This window comes from Sphingobium cyanobacteriorum (genome assembly GCF_030580935.1).
GTDB lineage: Bacteria > Pseudomonadota > Alphaproteobacteria > Sphingomonadales > Sphingomonadaceae > Sphingobium > Sphingobium cyanobacteriorum.
Genome location: NZ_JAUQOM010000002.1, coordinates 701,096 through 718,215 on the forward strand (window position 1 = coordinate 701,096; position 17,120 = coordinate 718,215).

Consider the following 17,120-nt stretch of genomic DNA (forward strand, 5'->3'; position numbering starts at 1 on the left):
ATGTGCCCGCGTAGGCGGGAGCCAAGCTCAGGACTTTTGAGCACATACCCGCCAGCGCGGGCACATGCGGCGTGACACTCTAGGCATGTGCCACCGCATGGCCCGCGCAGCAGGCCGCACGGCTGCTCTCGACATAATCCGGCTCATGCCACCAATAATGCTGATGCGCATGCGCCAACATCGGCAATATCCTCGTCTCCCCCGCCTGTGGCCTGGCCGATAGGAAGGGCGCCATCAGATCATCGGGCGTATGGACGACACCGTTCGCGATCACCTGTCTTACACGGGCGACGGCGCTTACATCCCTGAGCGGGTCGCCCTCGACCAGGATCAGGTCGGCCAGCATGCCGCGCTCGATCCGGCCGACCGGCTCGCCCAGAAACTCGCCTGACCAGCGCGTCGTCATCAGCAGCGCCTCATAGGGCGAGACGCCATATTTCACCATGCCGCGCAGGTTGAGGTGCAGGCTGATCGCGGTCAGGTCGATCGGCGCGTCGGTGCCGGAAATGGGATGCCATCCCGCCGCCAGCATCATCCTGATCTGTTCCACCTGCCGTTCCAGCGAAGCGAGCATCACCTTGCCACCATCGCCGCCCATCGCCTTCACCCGCGCCAGCAGCTTGTCATATTCCCATTTGGGATAGAGCGTCGTGATCCGGGGATCGCGCGTGAAACCATCGTCCAGCCCCAGCAGCGCGGTGGCGGCGAACAGGGTCGGCGTGCGCCCCGCCCTGGCTGCGGCGAACAGGTCATTCACATCATGATAGCCGCCGCCCAGCGCGGTAACGGTGCGCGAATAGCCAAAGCGGTTGGTCGCGCCGCTATGTTCCATGCAATCCATGCCGCTGTGCAGCGCGGGATAGTGATAATGGGACGACAGGTGCATCCCCATCTTGTGGGATGCCTCCACCACCGCCTTTTGCGTGTCGTGGCGCAGCCGGACATAGGTTTTCACCATGTCATAATCCAGCGCCCTGGCGCGTTCCAGTTCCAGCGCCATCTGCCCCGGTTCGGTGACGGGGCGCATGAAATTATAGAAGATGCGGCCGCCGTCGATCGCCTCGCCGGTGGCATAATGGCGCGCGGCGATGCGCTTGCCGCTCTGGATCGCTTCCCGGTCCTCGACCATATGATAGGCCGGGCAGCCGGGTGATCGGGTCGCGGTGATCCCCATCGCCAGCCACAGCCGCCCCATCCGGTCGCCATAGCCGTAACCGGCCATCTGCCGGTGGGTGTGCATGTCGATCAGGCCCGGCATCAGCGTCAGGCCGGGCGCGTCGACGTGCCTGGCGTTGGCGTCGGATGCGCTGGCCCCTCGCGGCGTCAGGGCGCTGATCAGGTTGCCGTCCAGCACGACATCGACATTGATCCTGTAGTCGGTCGACAGCGCATCCCAGACCCTGCCCGCCCGGATGACGGTGCGCCCCGTGGGCCTGGCATTGGCCCAATTGAGGCGGCAGGGGACGGTCTGCGCCGCGCCGCCGGTGGCCGGCACGATGCGCAGCTTGCCGTTGCTGAGGTACAGCAGCGTGCCGCTATCCCCGCTCCAGCTTGGCGCGTCGGTGACTTCGGTGGTGATCTGCCTGGGCGCGCCAGTGAAGCGGCCGTCCGGCGCGACGGGAGCAACCCAGAGGGTGGAGGCAAAGACGAAGGCCATTTTCGTGCCATCGGGCGACCAGAGCGGGCCGTCATGCCCGCGCGTGCCCAGCGACTTGCCCTCGAATACCGGGCGATACGTCCCTTTTCCGCTCGCCAGGTCGACCGTCAATATCTGGCTGGCACCTTCGCGATAGCGGCCGGTGACGGGCTTGAACGCGGCATAGGCGATGCTTTTGCCATCCGGGCCGAAGCTGGGCCGGCCCGGTTCCCACAGCGCGTCGAACCGCTTCGTGACCAGGCCGGTCGCGACCTCCACCGTATGCAGCGCGCCCTCCTGATCGAGAAAGGCGATCATCCTGCCGTCCTGCGACCAACTGCCCCACGCGACCGCCTTGTCCGGGATATTGGTGAGCTGGCGTTCCTTGCCGCTCGCAATGTCATGTAACCACAGGTCGAGCGTGCCGCCACGATCGCAGCTATAGGCGATGGTCCCGCCATCGGGCGACCAGGCCGGATCGCACTTATGGAAACTGTCGCCGATGATCTTGCGGGGCACGCCGCCGATGGGCAGCAGATAAATTGCGTTGAGCGCCGCGAACAGGATGCTCCTGCCATCGGGCGACAGCATGGGCGCGGCGATGCCGACCACGGGCTTGGGCGTGGTGGAGGTGAAATCGCGGGTCTTTTTCCGGTAGCTGGGCGTCGTCACCGGCACCTGCGCGGTGAAGGGAATGACGCGCGCCTCGCCATCTGCAAGGCGGCGCAGCTTGCCGCCCGATCCGTAGAGGATCGCGCCATCCCTGGTGAAGGCTGGACGGAACGGATAGAGATCCTCACCCACCACGACATCCTTGCCGTCCACCACCAGCGTCAGCGCGCCCGGTTCGACACGGGTATAGGCGATGCGTCCGTCCGGCGCGAAGGCGGGGGCCATGATCGCCGACGGATTGAACCGATCGGGCGATGGCGGGACCGACGCCACTTGCGTCACCGCGCCGCTGGCGACATCGACCGTGACCAGCTTCGTACCGCCCGCGACATAGGCGACGCGCCTGCCGTCCGGCGACCAGGCCGGCTCACTGTCATTGGTCGTTCCCTGCGACAATGGCGTCACCTGGCCGCTCGCCACGTCGAGCAGGTAGATGGCATAGCGTCCTTCCGCCCGGTCGCTGGAAAAGGCGATGGTCCGGCCATCGGGGGACCAGCGCGGCTCGCGATCGTCCAGCAGCCCGTCGCTATGCTGGCGCATGTCGCTACCGTCCGCCGCGACCGACCAGATATGGAAATGGCCGGTGCGATAGGATTGGAAGGCTATGCGCGATCCGTCGGGCGACCAGTCGGGCTGGGCCAGGTCGTCAAAGTCGCCGGTCAGCCGCTGCAATGCCCCGCCGCCCACCGGCATGGTCCATAATATGCCCAGCAGGTCGAACGCGATGCGGCTGCCGTCGGGCGAAAGGGCCAGGGCGACATTGGTGCAGTCCTCCAGCCGCACCATCCTTTCCTTGCCCGTAGCAGGAGCGCCGGGCGCTTGCGAGACCGACCCGGCGCTCCCTGCCGCGAGCAGGCCGATCCCCCCGGCTGCGATCGCCTGGCGGCGGCTGACGCCCTTGGTCATCGTCATGCCTTTAAAACTCCAGGTTGAACCGGCCATAATAGAAGCCGCCGCTGATGCCGTAGGGGGCGTAGCTGTTATAGAGGCCGCCCACGACACGGTTCACCGGCTTCACCTTGTTGGGATAGGTGTTCAGCAGATTGTTCGCGCCGACCGACAGCTTGACGCCCCTGGCCAGCTTGTAGCCCAGTTCCAGGTCGAGGATGGTCTTGGGCTTCAAAGGTTCATCGACGAAGCCGAACGAGCAGCCGGGCACCGCCGTGCCGCCCGGTGGCGGTGCGGCACATCCCGCAAAGTCCGCCGTATGCCAGACGCCGGCGCTTGCCCGCTGAACGACCTTGCCATAACGGGTGGCGCGCAGGTTCATGTTGAAATCATCCTTTTCCCACAGGATGTTGGCGATGAGCTTGTTGCGCGGCGTACCTTCGGACAGGTCGCCGATCTTGGCGCGGCCGATCAGGGTCAGTTTCGACGCCGCGATCACTGCCGGCACCGGGTCGATATGGGTAAAGATGGTCTTGTTGAAATTGGCCGACAGGCTGATCGTCGCCAGCCCCATGTCGCCCAGCCCGGCGCGATAGGTGCTGACAATGTCCAGCCCGCGCGTGCGCGTGTCGGCCGCGTTGGAGAAGATCAGGCCGCCCGCGACGCCATTGATCCCCGCTGCCGCCAGCGCATTCATCACCACCGTCCCGCTCAGCGTCTCACTCAACAGGATGCGGTCCTTGATCTTCACCTGATAGGCGTCGATCGTGAAATTCAGGTTCGGCGCGGGCGTGATGACGATGCCTGCCGACAGATTGCGCGACTTTTCAGGCTTCAGCGATACCGCGCCCAGCGCCCTGGCCGCCGGACCGTCGACCGGCAGCGCCTGCACCGGCAGCAACTGGTTCACCCCGTTGACGGGCACGTTGATGGTCGATGACGATGCATAATGTTGCTGCTGGAGCGTCGGTGCGCGGAATCCGGTGCTGGCGGTGCCGCGAATGGCGAAACCGCGCGTCGGCTCAATGCGCAGCGACGCCTTGCCGGTGTCGGTGGTGCCGAAATCGGAATAATCCTCATGCCGTCCGGCCAGGCCGAACTCGACGCCCTCGATGATTTTCCCTTCCAGATTGACGTAGGCGCTCCAGTTGTCCCGGCTCCAACGGCCCGACCCGGACGGCAGGAACCCTGTCACACCCTGCGACCCGACCCCGGTGCGGGTCGCACCCGCCAGCCACGCGCCCGCCGGCGATTTGTAGCCGCCGTCGATATAGGACACGGGATCACCCGGCCCGATCAGGAATTTATTCTTCTTATATTCCGCCCCGACCGCCAGCGACAGCGGGCCGGCCATGCCAATGTCGAATTCCTTGCTCAGGTCCAGATTGCTGGTCCATTCGTCGAACCGGATCTTGCCCAGATAGAAATGGGTCGGGCTGGCGGTGCCGAGTGACGGGTTCAGCGATGTCGTCTGGGAATATTTGACCTCATCCTGTGCATAGCTTGTGGATAAGTCGAACTGCACGCCTCCGCCAATCTCGCCGCGCAGGCCGCCCGCGACCTGGAAATCCTCGTCATAGACATGGATGCGCGGGATATAGCCTTCGGGATAGATTTCGATGATGTTGTTCAGCGCGGCCGGGTTGCGATAGGTCAGCCATCCGGCGGCGTGGCGCTTGGAATAGGTGCCGAAACTATAGAGTTCCAGGCTGTCGCCCACCGGTATCATGGCGTCATAGCCGACATTGCCGCCGATCACCTGCGGCTGGCCAAATTTGGCGCGAATACGCTGCGGATCGGCGTTGCGCGGATCGCCGGTCGGGTAGAATTGCCCCGCGATCGGGCTGCTCGCGACGATCGTATTGTCCTGCAACACGCCATCGGCCGACAGGTGGATATAGCCGCCATCCGGTCCGATCGAAAAGCCCTTGTCGACCTGCCAGCGGCCCTGCCAGCCGCCATTGTCGGCGGTGCTGCCCAATGTCAGCGCCGCGCCGCCGGACGTGTCGTTCTTCAGGATGATGTTGACCACGCCGGCGATCGCATCGGACCCATATTGTGCCGATGCGCCGTCGCGCAGCACTTCGATCCGCTGGATGGCGTTGCCGGGGATCAGGTCCAGGTCCGGGGGCGACTGTCCGTTCTGGACCGACCCGTTGATGAACAGGGTGGCGGTGTTGTGCCGCCGCTTGCCGTTTACCAGCACCAGCAACTGGTCGCCGCCCAGCCCGCGCAGCGACAGGGTGCGTACCGCCCAGCTTGCGCCCGCGCCATTGTTCGACACGTTGATGGACGGGACCAGCGTACCCAGCAGGTCGCGGACCGACTGCTTGCCGCTTGATTCCAGGTCCTTTTCGCCCAGCACGTCGATCGGGGCCAGGCTTTCGGCGACGGTGCGGGTGGTGGTGCGGGTGCCGGTGACGATGATGGGCGTTGCGTCCTCGATCGGTTCGGGGGCCGGGGCCAGCGCCAGGCCTTCAGCACCTGCGCCCGGCATGCTCGCCTGGGCGAATTGCAGCGCCAAAGGACTGCGCCGTGCCGCGCTGCGGTTGGCCGGGGCGGCAAGGGCGATCACACCCGCGCCCGCTGCGGACGATTTCAGTTCCGTTCCGGCCAGGAGCCGGGCGAGGGCGTCCTGGGTCGACATCCAGCCCTGGATACGGCGGCTGCGGATCGTCGCGACCTCGTCATAGGGAAAAAGGATGCGGACACCCGACTGGGTGGACAATTGGCGCAGCGCGCCGCTCAGCGGCTGCACATGGATATCGAACTTGTGCCGCTGCGAAAGGGCGGCGTCCGTTGTTGCGGCTGCGAAAAGATATGTGGGCGACATGAAACATATGGCGAGGGCAGCCCCCGCCATGACATGGCGAATATGCATTGTCTGTTCCCCTGGCATGGCGGCGTTGGTGCCGCTCTATTGCCCCGAACGAAGCAATTGCTACACTCCGCTACGCCTTGTGACGGAAAAGCGACATGAAATGCCGCTTGCAGGCTTATGAGAGGTCGATCGATCCGCAGGGGGGCACAGGTCCGGCATTATATTGCGTCGCAGCAATTCAACCGTCTGTTTGCAGGAACCAGCGATCGCCGCCCTGCAATCCGATCGCGCTCAGCCGTCCCGAAAAATAGGCCCCGGTATCGATGCCGATGCGATTGACCTGCGCATCTATGTCCGCAGTGATGCTGTGACCATGCACCACCATTTTCGGATGCATGCCGCCATGATCCAGAAACTCGCCCCTGATCCAGCGCAGGTCGGCCGATGTCTGCCGCTCGATCGCGACGCCGGGGCGAATGCCGGCATGCACGAACAGATAGTCGCCGATGATGACGCTGTCGGGCAGGGTGTCGAGAAAATCGACATGATCGCGCGGCACATGGGCCAGCATCCAGTCGATGATTTCCGCGTCGGTCATCACCCGGAAGAGGGCGGGATCAAGGCCGTAGCTTTCCAGCGTCGCCATCCCGCCCATCCGGCGGAACAGGGGCATGGCCCGCGCGTCCCCCTGCGCGGCCAGAAGAAAGGCTTCTTCATGATTGCCCTTGAGGCAGCGGACATCGCCGCCAGATGCGATCAGCGCCATGGCACGCTCCACCACCTGCCGCGACTGGGGGCCGCGATCCACCAGGTCGCCCAGCAGGATCAGGGTCAGGGATGCCCGGCCACGTCGCTTGTCGTCCTGCGCGATCCGGTCGAGCAGGTCGTCCAGCAGGTCGGCGCGGCCATGCACGTCGCCAATCGCATAGACGCGGTGGTCCGTGCCGATGCCGTGCGCCCTGTCCTGCGTCGATGCGGCAGGGCTGGGCCGTCCCGTTCTGCGCCAGAATGTCATGGCGCCCAGTTTCACCCTAGAGGCGCGGCAAAGTCACGCCCTGCTGCCCCATATATTTGCCTGCCCGGTCGGCATAGCTGACCTCGCACGGTTCATTGCCCTGAAGGAACAGGAACTGGCACGCACCTTCATTGGCGTAGATTTTCGCGGGCAGCGGCGTGGTGTTGGAAAATTCCAGCGTCACATGCCCCTCCCAGCCCGGTTCCAGCGGGGTGACGTTCACGATGATGCCGCAGCGCGCATAGGTGGATTTGCCCAGGCAGATGACCAGCACGTCGCGCGGCACGCGGAAATATTCGACCGTGCGGGCGAGCGCAAAGCTGTTGGGCGGGATGATGCAGCAATCGGTCTTGCGATCGACGAAATTCTTGGGATCGAAATCCTTGGGATCGACGATCGTGCTGTCGACATTGGTGAAGATCTTGAACTCGTCCGCCACCCGCGCGTCATAGCCATAGGAGGACAGGCCGTAGCTGATGCAGCCCTCGCGCCGCTGGCTCTCCACGAACGGCTCGATCATGCCGGTCGACAGCGCCTGCTGGCGAATCCACTTGTCGGAAAGAATGGCCATAATGTCCTAGCTCTTCTTGTCAGGAACGATGCCCAGGTCCTTGGGACCAAAGGCATGGGGAAGGAGTTGGGCGACGCTCAGCGTCAGCACCCGGTCGCCGCTGGGGGTGGCGCAGTAGATGGCCAGGGTGCGGCCTGCCATCTGTTCCGCTTCGTTCATGATCTGGCGGCACCGGCCGCATGGTGTGACGAGCGCTTCTTCGCCAGCACCCATCGCCCCGCCGACGACGGCGATTTCCATTACGTCAGCGAAACGACCCTGGGCATTGACGCTCGCCAGCGCCACCGTTTCGGCACAGAGCGACAGGCCATAGCTTGCATTTTCGAAATTGCTGCCAGTGACGATACTGCCATCGGTCAGCCGCACCGCCGCCCCCACGGCAAAGCGGCTATAGGGCGCATGGGCGTTGGCCATCGCGCCGCGCGCGGCGGCGATTAGCTGTTCCACTCGTTGTTCGTTTGACATATCAGGGCGCCACCACATCCCACCGGACCGGACCATCGACGCCGTCGATATGCCGCATGTCGCTGGCTGTCCACATGACCCATGGTTTGGCCGCATAATCGGGCGGAAAGAAATTGCTGTCCAGCCACAGCGTCCGGTTGATGCCGGACCCTATGGCATAGGCTTTGTCGAACTCTTCCGTCACATTCAGCAGCACCGGCTTGCCGGCATGGCTTTCGACCAGATTGACCAGCGTGTTGAGTTCGGACAGCATCAGGTCGCGCGCCGGCCGCGCCGCGCACCGGGCATCGAAGGCAAGGCGGATCACCGGCGGCAGCGCCGCATTGTCGCGCGGCACGGTGGTGATGAAGCGGGTCGCCTGCTCGCTCGCCAGACGACAGGGGGTGAATTCGATCAGCGCGCCATAACGCATTCCCGCGCCCCGCGCTCCGCGCCAGTTGGCGGCAAAGGCCGGATCGCGCCAGTCGGAACCCCTGGCCGCGCGGATATAGGCGAAATCGGCGCCCTGCGCCGCCAGTGTGCCCCATTCCACCGCTCCATTGTCGGAACTGATGGTGATGCCCTGCACCGGATATGTGTCGCGATCGGGCGCCCAGGCGCGGGCATAGACGTACAGTGCCAGAGCCAGCACCATGCCCGCCGCCAATCCTGCCCCGATACGGAACAGAAGCCCCCCCAAAGTCACGACCCTGATTACCTCATCCCTTGATATGCAGCACGCAGATCAGCGTGAAGAGCCGCCGTGCGGTGTCGAAATCGACCTCGATCTTCCCCTCCAGCCGTTCTTTCAATACCTCCGCCGCATCATTGTGGATGGCGCGGCGGGCCATGTCGACCGTCTCGATCTGCTGCGGCGACGCATTGCTGATCGCCTGATAATAGCTGTCGCAAATCGCGAAATAGTCGCGGATCGGCCGCCGGAACCGGCCAAGGCCCAGGATGATCGCCTCCAGCGGACTGTCATCTTCCCGGTTGATCTCGATGACCAGCCGGCCTTCCTCGACCCGCAACAGCACCTTGTAGGGGCCGGCATAGCCATCGGCATGAACCCGCTGGGGCGCGAAATGATTATCCTCCAGCAGGTCGAATATGGCGATGCGCCGTTCCTGCTCAACGTCGGCATTGCGCCACAGGATCGTGCGCTGGTCCAGTTGGATGTCTATGATGCGCGGATCGGCCATAATGCAAGCGAACAGTCAGTGCGGCGGCGCGCGTCGAAATGCAAGCAGGACTTATCCACAGATGCGTGGCGCAGGCCCCTTGCGCCCACCCGTCCGGGGGAGGAAAGAGAGCCGATGGTCGAACTGCTGAAAATCAATCCCGCTGAAAGCAGCGGCACCGAATTGCCCCGCAATGTCGAAGCGGAGGCCGCGCTGCTGGGCGCGATCATGATCGACAACCGCATCGCCGAGGATGTGCAACTCAGGCTGAAGGCCGAACATTTTTTCGAACCGCTCCACGGCCGCATCTATGACGCGATCATGCGCCTGCTCGACCGGGACATGGTTGCCAATCCGGTGACGTTGAAACCGATGCTGGAGCAGGACCCGGCGCTGCGGGAACTGGGCGGCGCGGCCTATCTGGCGCAACTGACGGGCAGTGGCGCCGCGCTGATCGGCGCGCGCGACTTCGCGACCCAGATCTACGACCTTGCCCTGCTGCGGCAGCTTGTCAGTGTCGGCCGGGAACTGGTTGAAAATGCGCTGGACACCAGTGAGGATGTCAACCCGCGCGAGCAGATCGAGGCGGCCGAAGTCGCGCTCTACAAAGTGTCGGAGGGGGAGGGCGAGAGCGGCTCGGTCAAGAGCTTCCTCAGCGCGTCGACCGCCGCGGTGCAGATTGCCGAACGGGCGCTCAACAGCGGCGGCCATGTGTCGGGCATCACCACCGGCATCAACAGCCTCAATGCCAAGATCGGTGGCCTGCACAATTCGGACCTCATGATCCTGGCCGGCCGTCCCGGCATGGGCAAGACATCGCTGGCGACCAACATCGCCTATAATGCCGCGTCGCGCTGGCTGCGGGACAATGCCGACGGCATCGCGCCGGACAAGAATATGGGCGCCAAGACCGCTTTCTTCAGCCTGGAAATGTCGGCGGATCAGCTCGCGACCCGTGTGCTGGCCGAACAGTCCGGCATTTCGGGCGAGGCGCTGCGCATGGGCAAGATCAGCCGGGCGGATTTCCAGAATCTGTCCCGCGCCGCCCGCGACCTGCAGGAATTGCCACTGTTCATCGACGATACGCCCGGCCTGACCATCGCTGCGCTGCGCACCCGCGCGCGCCGGTTGAAGCGGCGGCACGATATCGGCTTCATCGTCGTCGACTATCTCCAACTGCTTCAGGGCACCGGACGCGGCAATGAGAATCGCGTGAACGAGATTTCGGAAATCTCGCGGGGCCTGAAAACCCTGGCAAAGGAATTGCACGTCCCGGTGCTGGCCCTGTCGCAGCTCAGCCGTGCCGTGGAACAGCGTGAGGACAAGCGGCCGCAACTGTCCGACCTGCGCGAATCCGGCTCGATCGAGCAGGACGCGGACATGGTCTGGTTCGTGTTCCGCGAGGATTATTACGAAGCCGCCAAGGAGCCAAAGGTCGAGGACGAGGCTGCCTATGCAACATGGCGCGAGAATATGGACCGCATCTATGGCAAGGCGGAAGTGATCGTCGCGAAACAGCGTCACGGCTCCACCGGCCGCATCCGCCTGAAGTTCGATGCCAAGATCACCCGCTTCTCCGACCTTGCCGATGATGGCTATGAGGATCTGAGCTACGAGTGAGCGGATCGGGGGCGCGCGCATTATGGTCGATCTCGCTGCGTTGATCGCTGACATCGCCGTTGCCATGGCGGCGCAGGAGGAACGCGGCCAGGTCGCCAGCTATATCCCCGAACTGGCCAAGATCGACCCGGCGCATTTCGGCATCGCCATCGCTACGGCCGATGGCCGCCTGCTGGCGGGTGGTGACGCTGATACCGCCTTTTCGATCCAGTCCATTTCCAAGGTGTTCGCGCTCACCCTGGCGCTCGGCAAGGTCGGGGACCAGCTTTGGGATCGGGTCGGGCGGGAACCGTCGGGCAATGCCTTCAATTCCATCGTCCAGTTGGAGCAGGAACATGGCATCCCCCGCAATCCTTTCATCAACGCTGGTGCGATCGTCGTGTCCGACGTCAATCTGGGCGGCCATCAGCCCCGTGTCGCCATCGGGGAGATGTTGCGCTTCGTCCGTTATCTGACCGGGGACGACAGCATCGCGATCAATGAGGATGTCGCCGCTTCCGAAACCGGCACCGGCTTCCGCAACATGGCGCTCGCCAATTATATGCGCGCCTTCGGCAATCTCCGTCACCCGGTCGATCTGGTGCTGGGCACCTATTTCCATCAATGCGCGATCGAGATGAGCTGTCGCCAACTGGCGCTGGCCGGTCGCTACCTGATGCTCGATGGCCGGCATCCCGATGGCGGCAGGGTGGTGTCGCCCGGCCGGGCGCGGCGCATCAATGCGCTGATGCTGACCTGCGGCCATTATGATGCTTCGGGCGATTTCGCCTTTCGTGTTGGTATCCCTGGTAAATCCGGGGTCGGGGGCGGTATCCTGGCCATCGTGCCTGGCCGGGCGTCGATCGCGGTCTGGTCGCCTGGTCTCAACGACAATGGCAACAGCCAGCTTGGAACGCAGGCACTGGAATTGCTGGCGCGCCGCACGGGCTGGTCGGTATTCAGCCCGCCCGAAGAGGGCGATTAACCGACCTCATCGGGACGCAACCGGCGCAGCTTGGGGGTGCTTTCCATCTGCGCCGCTTCCTTGATCCCGACGCGCAGATCCTCGCGGGTCTGGTGGATCGACGCGATCACCGGCCCCATCGCGACACCCAGGTCGACCAGCGCTGTTTCCGCCAGTTGCAGCGAGCTTTCCAGCGTTTCGGGCACCGCGTCGCTCGCGCCAGCCCGGTAAAGCTGCGCGGCATGATCGGTATCGCGCGCGCGGGCGATGATCGGCAGGTCGGGCACCCAGCCTCGCACCCGCTTGGTCACGCGCACCGACAGGACCGGATCGTCCATCGTCAGGATGAGGGCGCGCGCATGCCCCAGGCGTAGCCGGTCCAGCATCTCCGCCCGCGCCACATCGCCAAACAGGATCGGATAGCCCAGCCTTCGTGCCTCCGCGACGACATCGGGATCGGATTCGACAACGATGAAGCGCTGCTTGTGGGTCTTGAGCAGGTCGCACACCATGCGGCCCACCCGGCCAAAGCCGATGACGACAGCCGCCGCTTCGGTCTGGTCCTCGTCAGCCTCGACCCGCTCCTCGCCCAGCGCCATTTCCAGCCGCCGGGAAATGTCATGGCCGATCCGCGCCAGCAGCGGTGTGATGGTCAGGCCGATGGCGGTCACGATCTGCCAGAAAGCGGCCGTCGAGGGCAGGATCAGTTGCGCCGCGGCGGCGGCCGACAGCACGATCAGCGTGGTTTCCGACGGGCTGGACATCAGCACGCCCACCTCCATCGCCACGCCCTTGCGCACGCCCGACAGGTACAGCAGCGTCGATGTCACCAGCGTCTTGGCCAGCACCACGCCCATCACCGCGATCAGCAGGCTGGGCCAGTTGGCCAGGATGACCCGAATGTCCAGGCTCATGCCCACGGTGATCAGGAACACGCCCAGCGCCAGCCCCTTGAACGGCGCGGTCATCACCTCGACCTCGCCATGATAGTCGGTTTCGGCGATCAGCAGGCCCGCCAGCAGCGCGCCGACGATGGGGGAAAGGCCCGCGATCGATGTCGCCAGGCTGGAAACGATCACGACCAGCAGGCTTGCCGCCAGGAATACTTCGGGACTTTTGGTTCGTGCCGCCTGGCTGAAGATATGGGGCAGGACTATGCGCCCCAGCACCAGCATGACGGCGATGGTGATGCTGCCCCTGAACAATGTGCTGGCCAGTTCGCTCCATCCCCCGTCCGGGCTGGCGGTCAGGGACGGGGCCATGGCGCCCAGCATGAAGATGATCGGGACCAGCGCCAGGTCTTCGAACAACAGCATCGAAAAGGCCGACCGCCCGACCGCGCTCTGCGTACCCACCATCGGCAGCACGACCGCGGTGGAGGAAAGGGCGAGGGCAAGGCCCAGCCCGATCGCTCCTGCCGTCGGCTGCCCCAGCAGATACAGGCCCAGCGCGATCAGCAAGCCGCTGCCGATCAGTTCCGCCGCGCCGACACCGAACACCTGCGCGCGCATCGTCCATAATCGGCGGAAGCTCAGTTCCAGCCCGATCGAAAAAAGCAGCAATATGACGCCCAGTTCCGCAAAAGGTTCGATCGCCGCACGGTTGGAAATCGTCACATGGTAAAGCCAGGGATATTGACCGACCAACGCCCCCAGGCCCGCCGGCCCGACCGCCAGGCCGACCAGGATGAAACCGATCACCGGACTGATGCGGAAGCGCGCGAAACCGGGGATCACCAATCCGGCTGCCCCCAATATGACAAGGGAGTCGCTGAAACTTTGAGGATTGATCGCGCCGGCCATGCCCCATCATTGCGGCTGGGCAACGTAATTGCCAGCCCTGTGCCGATAAAAAGCCGCCCCCCGCACAGGGCGCGGCCATTGCGCCATGCTCAGGACCGTTCGCGCAAGGCACTGTGGAATGGTGTGCGGAGCCAAGTGACGTTCATCATGCCGGTCACGCCGCCTTGCCGTGGGCCGGCACGCTGTCCGGGAACCAGCGCCGCCCGAACCAGAAGGCAAGGTTGACCAGCAGGATCAGCACCGGCACTTCAACAAGCGGTCCAATCACGGCGGCAAAGGCCACCGGCGAAGCCAGCCCGAACGCGGCAATCGCCACGGCAATCGCCAGCTCGAAATTATTGCCTGCGGCGGTGAACGCAATCGCCGTGGTGCGCGGATAGTCGCTGGAGATCAGCTTGCCCATGAAGAAGCTGATCGAGAACTGGACGACAAAGTAGATCGTCAGCGGCATGGCGATGCGCAAGGTGTCGCTTGGCAGCGTGACAATCTCGTTCCCTTTGAGGCTGAACATTGCGACGATGGTGAACAGCAGCGCGATCAGCGTTACCGGCCCGATCCTGGGCAGGAATATGCTTTCATACCATGCATTGCCCCTGGCAGCCGTCAGCCACTGGCGGGTGAGGAACCCGGCGAGGAAGGGGATACCCAGATATATCAGAACGGCCTGTGCGATGGTCCAGAAGCTGACATTGATCACGCGGCCTTCCAGGCCGAACAGGGGCGGCAGGAATGACAGGAAAAACCATGCATAGACGCTGAAAAACAGAATCTGGAAGATCGAATTGAACGCAACCAGCGCCGCGACATACTGGTTGTCACCCTGCGCCAGCCGATTCCACACGATGACCATGGCGATGCAGCGGGCAAGGCCGATCAGGATCAGGCCGGTCATATATTCCGGCTTGTCCGACAGGAACAGGATCGCCAGAGCAAACATCAGCACCGGCCCGATGATCCAGTTCTGGATCAGCGAAATCGCCAGCACGCGCTTATCCTCGAACACACGCGGCAGTTCTTCGTACCGGACGCGGGCGAGCGGCGGGTACATCATCAGGATCAGCCCGATGGCGATGGGGATATTGGTCGTACCCCATGACAGGCTATCGATCGCCTTGGGCAGACCTTCGAAGGTCAGGCCGAGGCCGATCCCCAGTACCATGGCCAGGACGATCCATAAGGTGAGATAGCGGTCGAGCAACGACAGGCGTTCGCGTCTGGACTGTGCGGTCATATTGTCCCTCCTCACCCTGCTACGCGGTTGCCGGAGGAGTCGACGACCTGCTCGCCATCTTCCTTGGCAAAGGCGCCGCGCTGTTGCGCCGGAATCAGATCGAGCACATGTTCCGACGGCCGGCACAGCTTCACCCCAAGCGGTGAGACGACCAGCGGGCGATTGATCAGGATGGGATGGTCCATCATCGCGTCGATGAGCTGGGTATCCGTCAGATCGGGATTGTTCAGCCCCAGTTCGGCGAAGGGCGTGCCCTTTTCGCGCAGCAGGGCGCGCGGCGAGATGCCCGCGCGTGCGATCAGCTTTTCCAGCAGCGCGCGCGATGGCGGGGTCTTCAAATATTCGACAATATGCGGCTCGATTCCCGCATTACGGATCATGGCCAGCGCATTGCGCGATGTGCCGCATGCGGGATTGTGATAGATGATTATGTCGACGGTCATGCGCGCGCTCCATTGTCGGCACTTTCGGCCTTGCCTGTTTCCTTGAGATTCTGCCGCATCGCCATTGCGTCGATGCTGGCGTTCGGCGCTGTCGGGAACAGCGTGACAGGCTCAGTCAGACAGTAGCGCAGGGCCTGAACCTCGCCCTTGGGCTGGCTGCCTGCGCTCCGTGGCTTGAAGCGGCCCGCACCGCGCTGGTTCATTCCTGTCTCGCCCAGGATCGAGCGGGCGCTGTCAATCCTGTCAGCCATGGAAGCCTCAGGCGCCTTGGGACTGGGATGGACTGCAATGCAATGCAGCGATGAGGTCGCCGCACATTTCCGGTACGCCCTGGCAACAGTCCTGTATCAGGAACATCAGCAGGCGGCGCATGGCCGGATAGTCGGCACGATAATGGATCAGGCGACTTTCGCGTTCGGACTGGACGATGCCGGCACGTTCCAGGATGGCAAGGTGATGCGACATGGTCGACGGCGGTACAGCCTGATGTTCGGCTATGGCGCCTGCGATCATGCCTTCGGGGCCAGCCTTGACCAGCATTCGAAACACCGAAAGCCGGGTTTCATGCGCCAGTGCGCCGAGCGCCTCGACTGCCCAGACTTGCATGGTGAGATCGTCCATGAAAACCGCCTTTTCAGAATGATCGAAATATCCTTGGCGACAGCCAAGTCAATCCATATTTCGAAAATCATCGAATCGATTGGGTGGCGGCGATCTGTGTCAAAGCGCATGGACCGATGGCAGCAGATGCAGGGTTGCGCTTGCGCCGCCATGATCTGACCCATGTGGTCAAGCGGTCCGATCGGGCTATGGGGCCAATCAGCTAGGCATGGCGGGCGTTCTACGACACGGGACGACGTAGCACGCCGCGCCCCTTATGCCGAACCCCCTGCGATTTTCATCCCGAAGCAAGCCGATCATCCCGCCCGACGGGAACGCATCAAGCGCTTATGTGCTGGTCCTGCCGTTCGCGACTGCAATGACGCATATGCTGCAAAAACAGCCTTCTGGCCTATTTCCGCCGGTATCGGAATACCAGACCTCAGAGTTAGAATCGCAGTATCGATCTGAAATTAAACCAGAAAATGGGGGATTTCTATCTTCCGAGTTAGCCATTGTAATCACCGGGTAATCACCAATTATAGTGCGACAATCGCTTCTCGGCATCGGCGGCGGTAGGTGCGGGTCACAATGAAGCAATAGCACAGCCCCCCGGTCGTGGAAGGCCCAAGTGGAGATGCCGGCTTATACCACGTTGCGTTGATGTGGACTCATCCGCGGTTTGCGAACCTAGAGCGCAGCCGTCACCCCAGCGAAAGCTGGGGTCTCCTTGGGGCTGGGAGAGAACGGAAAAGCGCAGCTGCAGGAGATGCCAGCTTGCACTGGCACGACGCCGGGGGATGGGTCGCCCTCCATGCAGCTTGTATTAAGCCCAAGCGTCGCTTATCAATGATCCGGCGGGACACTCGCCTCTGCTACATTTTCTTCCTTCTTTTCGACAGGCGGCGCGACAAGGTTCCGCTTTAGCACATCACCCAGCTTGAACGCGCCGGCATTGCCGCTCAGACCATAACGGCAACGGCGAGGCGAAATGGTTTGCGCAAGCCGCCCATTTCTACGAAAGTCTCAAGGGTGCGAACGATTTTTGCCTGATCAGAATGAAGATGCTCCTCACCTATCTGACGGACCTCATGGACCTCCTTCAGCCGGGCCGCATTGACCGCTCCCATGTCGCAATGGCTGAGCTTTACCGCACGTCCTTCGACAGCTTTACGGGCGGGCGGGCCTGGAGGTCCAATCCGCCGCCCCATTATGCACTGCCGGTCCACAGCACCGCAGTCGCATTGTCGGCG

14 protein-coding genes are annotated in these 17,120 nt (G+C 63.4%); 2 read left to right on the plus strand and 12 right to left on the minus strand.

What is annotated here, in order from left to right; all coding sequences use genetic code 11:
• Positions 1–79 precede the first annotated feature (79 nt).
• The 7 genes from Q4610_RS08385 to Q4610_RS08415 all read right to left on the minus strand — a co-directional run bounded on the left by Q4610_RS08385 (position 80) and on the right by Q4610_RS08415 (position 9,249).
• Positions 80–3,220: an amidohydrolase family protein gene (locus Q4610_RS08385; RefSeq protein WP_304535520.1), complete on the minus strand. Its 3,141-nt coding sequence runs from the start codon at positions 3,218–3,220 to the stop codon at positions 80–82.
• A gap of 4 nt (positions 3,221–3,224) precedes the next feature.
• Positions 3,225–6,077 carry a TonB-dependent receptor plug domain-containing protein gene (locus tag Q4610_RS08390; protein ID WP_304535521.1) on the minus strand — a complete coding sequence of 951 codons (2,853 nt, stop codon included), beginning with the start codon at positions 6,075–6,077 and terminating at the stop codon, positions 3,225–3,227.
• Positions 6,078–6,255: 178 nt separating this feature from the next.
• A complete protein-coding gene (locus Q4610_RS08395; protein WP_304535522.1) occupies positions 6,256–7,032 on the minus strand; it encodes a metallophosphoesterase in 777 nt (258 codons plus the stop codon).
• Between the two features lie 16 nt (positions 7,033–7,048).
• On the minus strand, positions 7,049–7,603 hold the full coding sequence (dcd, locus tag Q4610_RS08400) for a dCTP deaminase (RefSeq protein ID WP_304535523.1): 555 nt from the start codon (positions 7,601–7,603) through the stop codon (positions 7,049–7,051).
• A gap of 6 nt (positions 7,604–7,609) precedes the next feature.
• Positions 7,610–8,068 (minus strand): cytidine deaminase, encoded by a 459-nt coding sequence (locus tag Q4610_RS08405; RefSeq protein ID WP_304535524.1) that lies wholly within the window; start codon positions 8,066–8,068, stop codon positions 7,610–7,612.
• A 1-nt stretch (position 8,069) separates the two neighbouring features.
• Complete coding sequence (locus tag Q4610_RS08410) at positions 8,070–8,702, minus strand: GH25 family lysozyme (protein WP_304535584.1); 633 nt, start codon at positions 8,700–8,702, stop codon at positions 8,070–8,072.
• 64 nt (positions 8,703–8,766) lie between these two features.
• Entirely contained in the window at positions 8,767–9,249 is a 483-nt protein-coding gene (locus Q4610_RS08415) for a UPF0262 family protein (RefSeq protein ID WP_155180082.1), read from the minus strand.
• 114 nt (positions 9,250–9,363) lie between these two features.
• Between Q4610_RS08415 and Q4610_RS08420 the strand changes: the two genes are divergently transcribed.
• A complete protein-coding gene (locus Q4610_RS08420; RefSeq protein WP_304535525.1) occupies positions 9,364–10,848 on the plus strand; it encodes a replicative DNA helicase in 1,485 nt (494 codons plus the stop codon).
• A gap of 22 nt (positions 10,849–10,870) precedes the next feature.
• Positions 10,871–11,812, plus strand: a complete 942-nt coding sequence (locus Q4610_RS08425) for a glutaminase (RefSeq protein ID WP_304535526.1) — start codon at positions 10,871–10,873, stop codon at positions 11,810–11,812.
• Here Q4610_RS08425 and Q4610_RS08430 read toward each other — a convergent pair.
• From Q4610_RS08430 to Q4610_RS08450, 5 genes are all read right to left on the minus strand, one after another.
• A complete protein-coding gene (locus Q4610_RS08430) occupies positions 11,809–13,593 on the minus strand; it encodes a cation:proton antiporter domain-containing protein (protein ID WP_304535527.1) in 1,785 nt (594 codons plus the stop codon). The two genes, Q4610_RS08425 and Q4610_RS08430, sit on opposite strands and share 4 nt — an antisense overlap.
• A gap of 154 nt (positions 13,594–13,747) precedes the next feature.
• Complete coding sequence (gene arsB, locus Q4610_RS08435; RefSeq protein WP_304535528.1) at positions 13,748–14,824, minus strand: ACR3 family arsenite efflux transporter; 1,077 nt, start codon at positions 14,822–14,824, stop codon at positions 13,748–13,750.
• A gap of 11 nt (positions 14,825–14,835) precedes the next feature.
• Positions 14,836–15,267, minus strand: a complete 432-nt coding sequence (gene arsC / locus Q4610_RS08440) for an arsenate reductase (glutaredoxin) (protein ID WP_304535529.1) — start codon at positions 15,265–15,267, stop codon at positions 14,836–14,838.
• Positions 15,264–15,518, minus strand: coding sequence for a low molecular weight phosphatase family protein (locus Q4610_RS21785; RefSeq protein WP_304535530.1), 255 nt, complete (start codon positions 15,516–15,518; stop codon positions 15,264–15,266). Before Q4610_RS21785 ends, arsC begins: the two co-directional genes overlap by 4 nt.
• A gap of 7 nt (positions 15,519–15,525) precedes the next feature.
• Positions 15,526–15,888: an ArsR/SmtB family transcription factor gene (locus Q4610_RS08450; protein WP_304535531.1), complete on the minus strand. Its 363-nt coding sequence runs from the start codon at positions 15,886–15,888 to the stop codon at positions 15,526–15,528.
• Positions 15,889–17,120: the final 1,232 nt, after the last annotated feature.

Bases quoted from the DNA above. Each gene is read 5' to 3' on its own strand.
- dcd (WP_304535523.1), bottom strand. From the start codon at position 7,603: ATGGCCATTCTTTCCGACAAGTGGATTCGCCAGCAGGCGCTGTCGACC.
- Q4610_RS08420 (WP_304535525.1), top strand. From the start codon at position 9,364: ATGGTCGAACTGCTGAAAATCAATCCCGCTGAAAGCAGCGGCACCGAA.
- Q4610_RS08415 (WP_155180082.1), bottom strand. From the start codon at position 9,249: ATGGCCGATCCGCGCATCATAGACATCCAACTGGACCAGCGCACGATC.
- Q4610_RS08385 (WP_304535520.1), bottom strand. From the start codon at position 3,220: ATGACGATGACCAAGGGCGTCAGCCGCCGCCAGGCGATCGCAGCCGGG.
- Q4610_RS08450 (WP_304535531.1), bottom strand. From the start codon at position 15,888: ATGGACGATCTCACCATGCAAGTCTGGGCAGTCGAGGCGCTCGGCGCA.
- Q4610_RS08430 (WP_304535527.1), bottom strand. From the start codon at position 13,593: ATGGCCGGCGCGATCAATCCTCAAAGTTTCAGCGACTCCCTTGTCATA.
- arsC (WP_304535529.1), bottom strand. From the start codon at position 15,267: ATGACCGTCGACATAATCATCTATCACAATCCCGCATGCGGCACATCG.
- Q4610_RS08390 (WP_304535521.1), bottom strand. From the start codon at position 6,077: ATGCATATTCGCCATGTCATGGCGGGGGCTGCCCTCGCCATATGTTTC.
- arsB (WP_304535528.1), bottom strand. From the start codon at position 14,824: ATGACCGCACAGTCCAGACGCGAACGCCTGTCGTTGCTCGACCGCTAT.
- Q4610_RS08395 (WP_304535522.1), bottom strand. From the start codon at position 7,032: ATGACATTCTGGCGCAGAACGGGACGGCCCAGCCCTGCCGCATCGACG.
- Q4610_RS08425 (WP_304535526.1), top strand. From the start codon at position 10,871: ATGGTCGATCTCGCTGCGTTGATCGCTGACATCGCCGTTGCCATGGCG.
- Q4610_RS21785 (WP_304535530.1), bottom strand. From the start codon at position 15,518: ATGGCTGACAGGATTGACAGCGCCCGCTCGATCCTGGGCGAGACAGGA.
- Q4610_RS08405 (WP_304535524.1), bottom strand. From the start codon at position 8,068: ATGTCAAACGAACAACGAGTGGAACAGCTAATCGCCGCCGCGCGCGGC.
- Q4610_RS08410 (WP_304535584.1), bottom strand. From the start codon at position 8,702: ATGGTGCTGGCTCTGGCACTGTACGTCTATGCCCGCGCCTGGGCGCCC.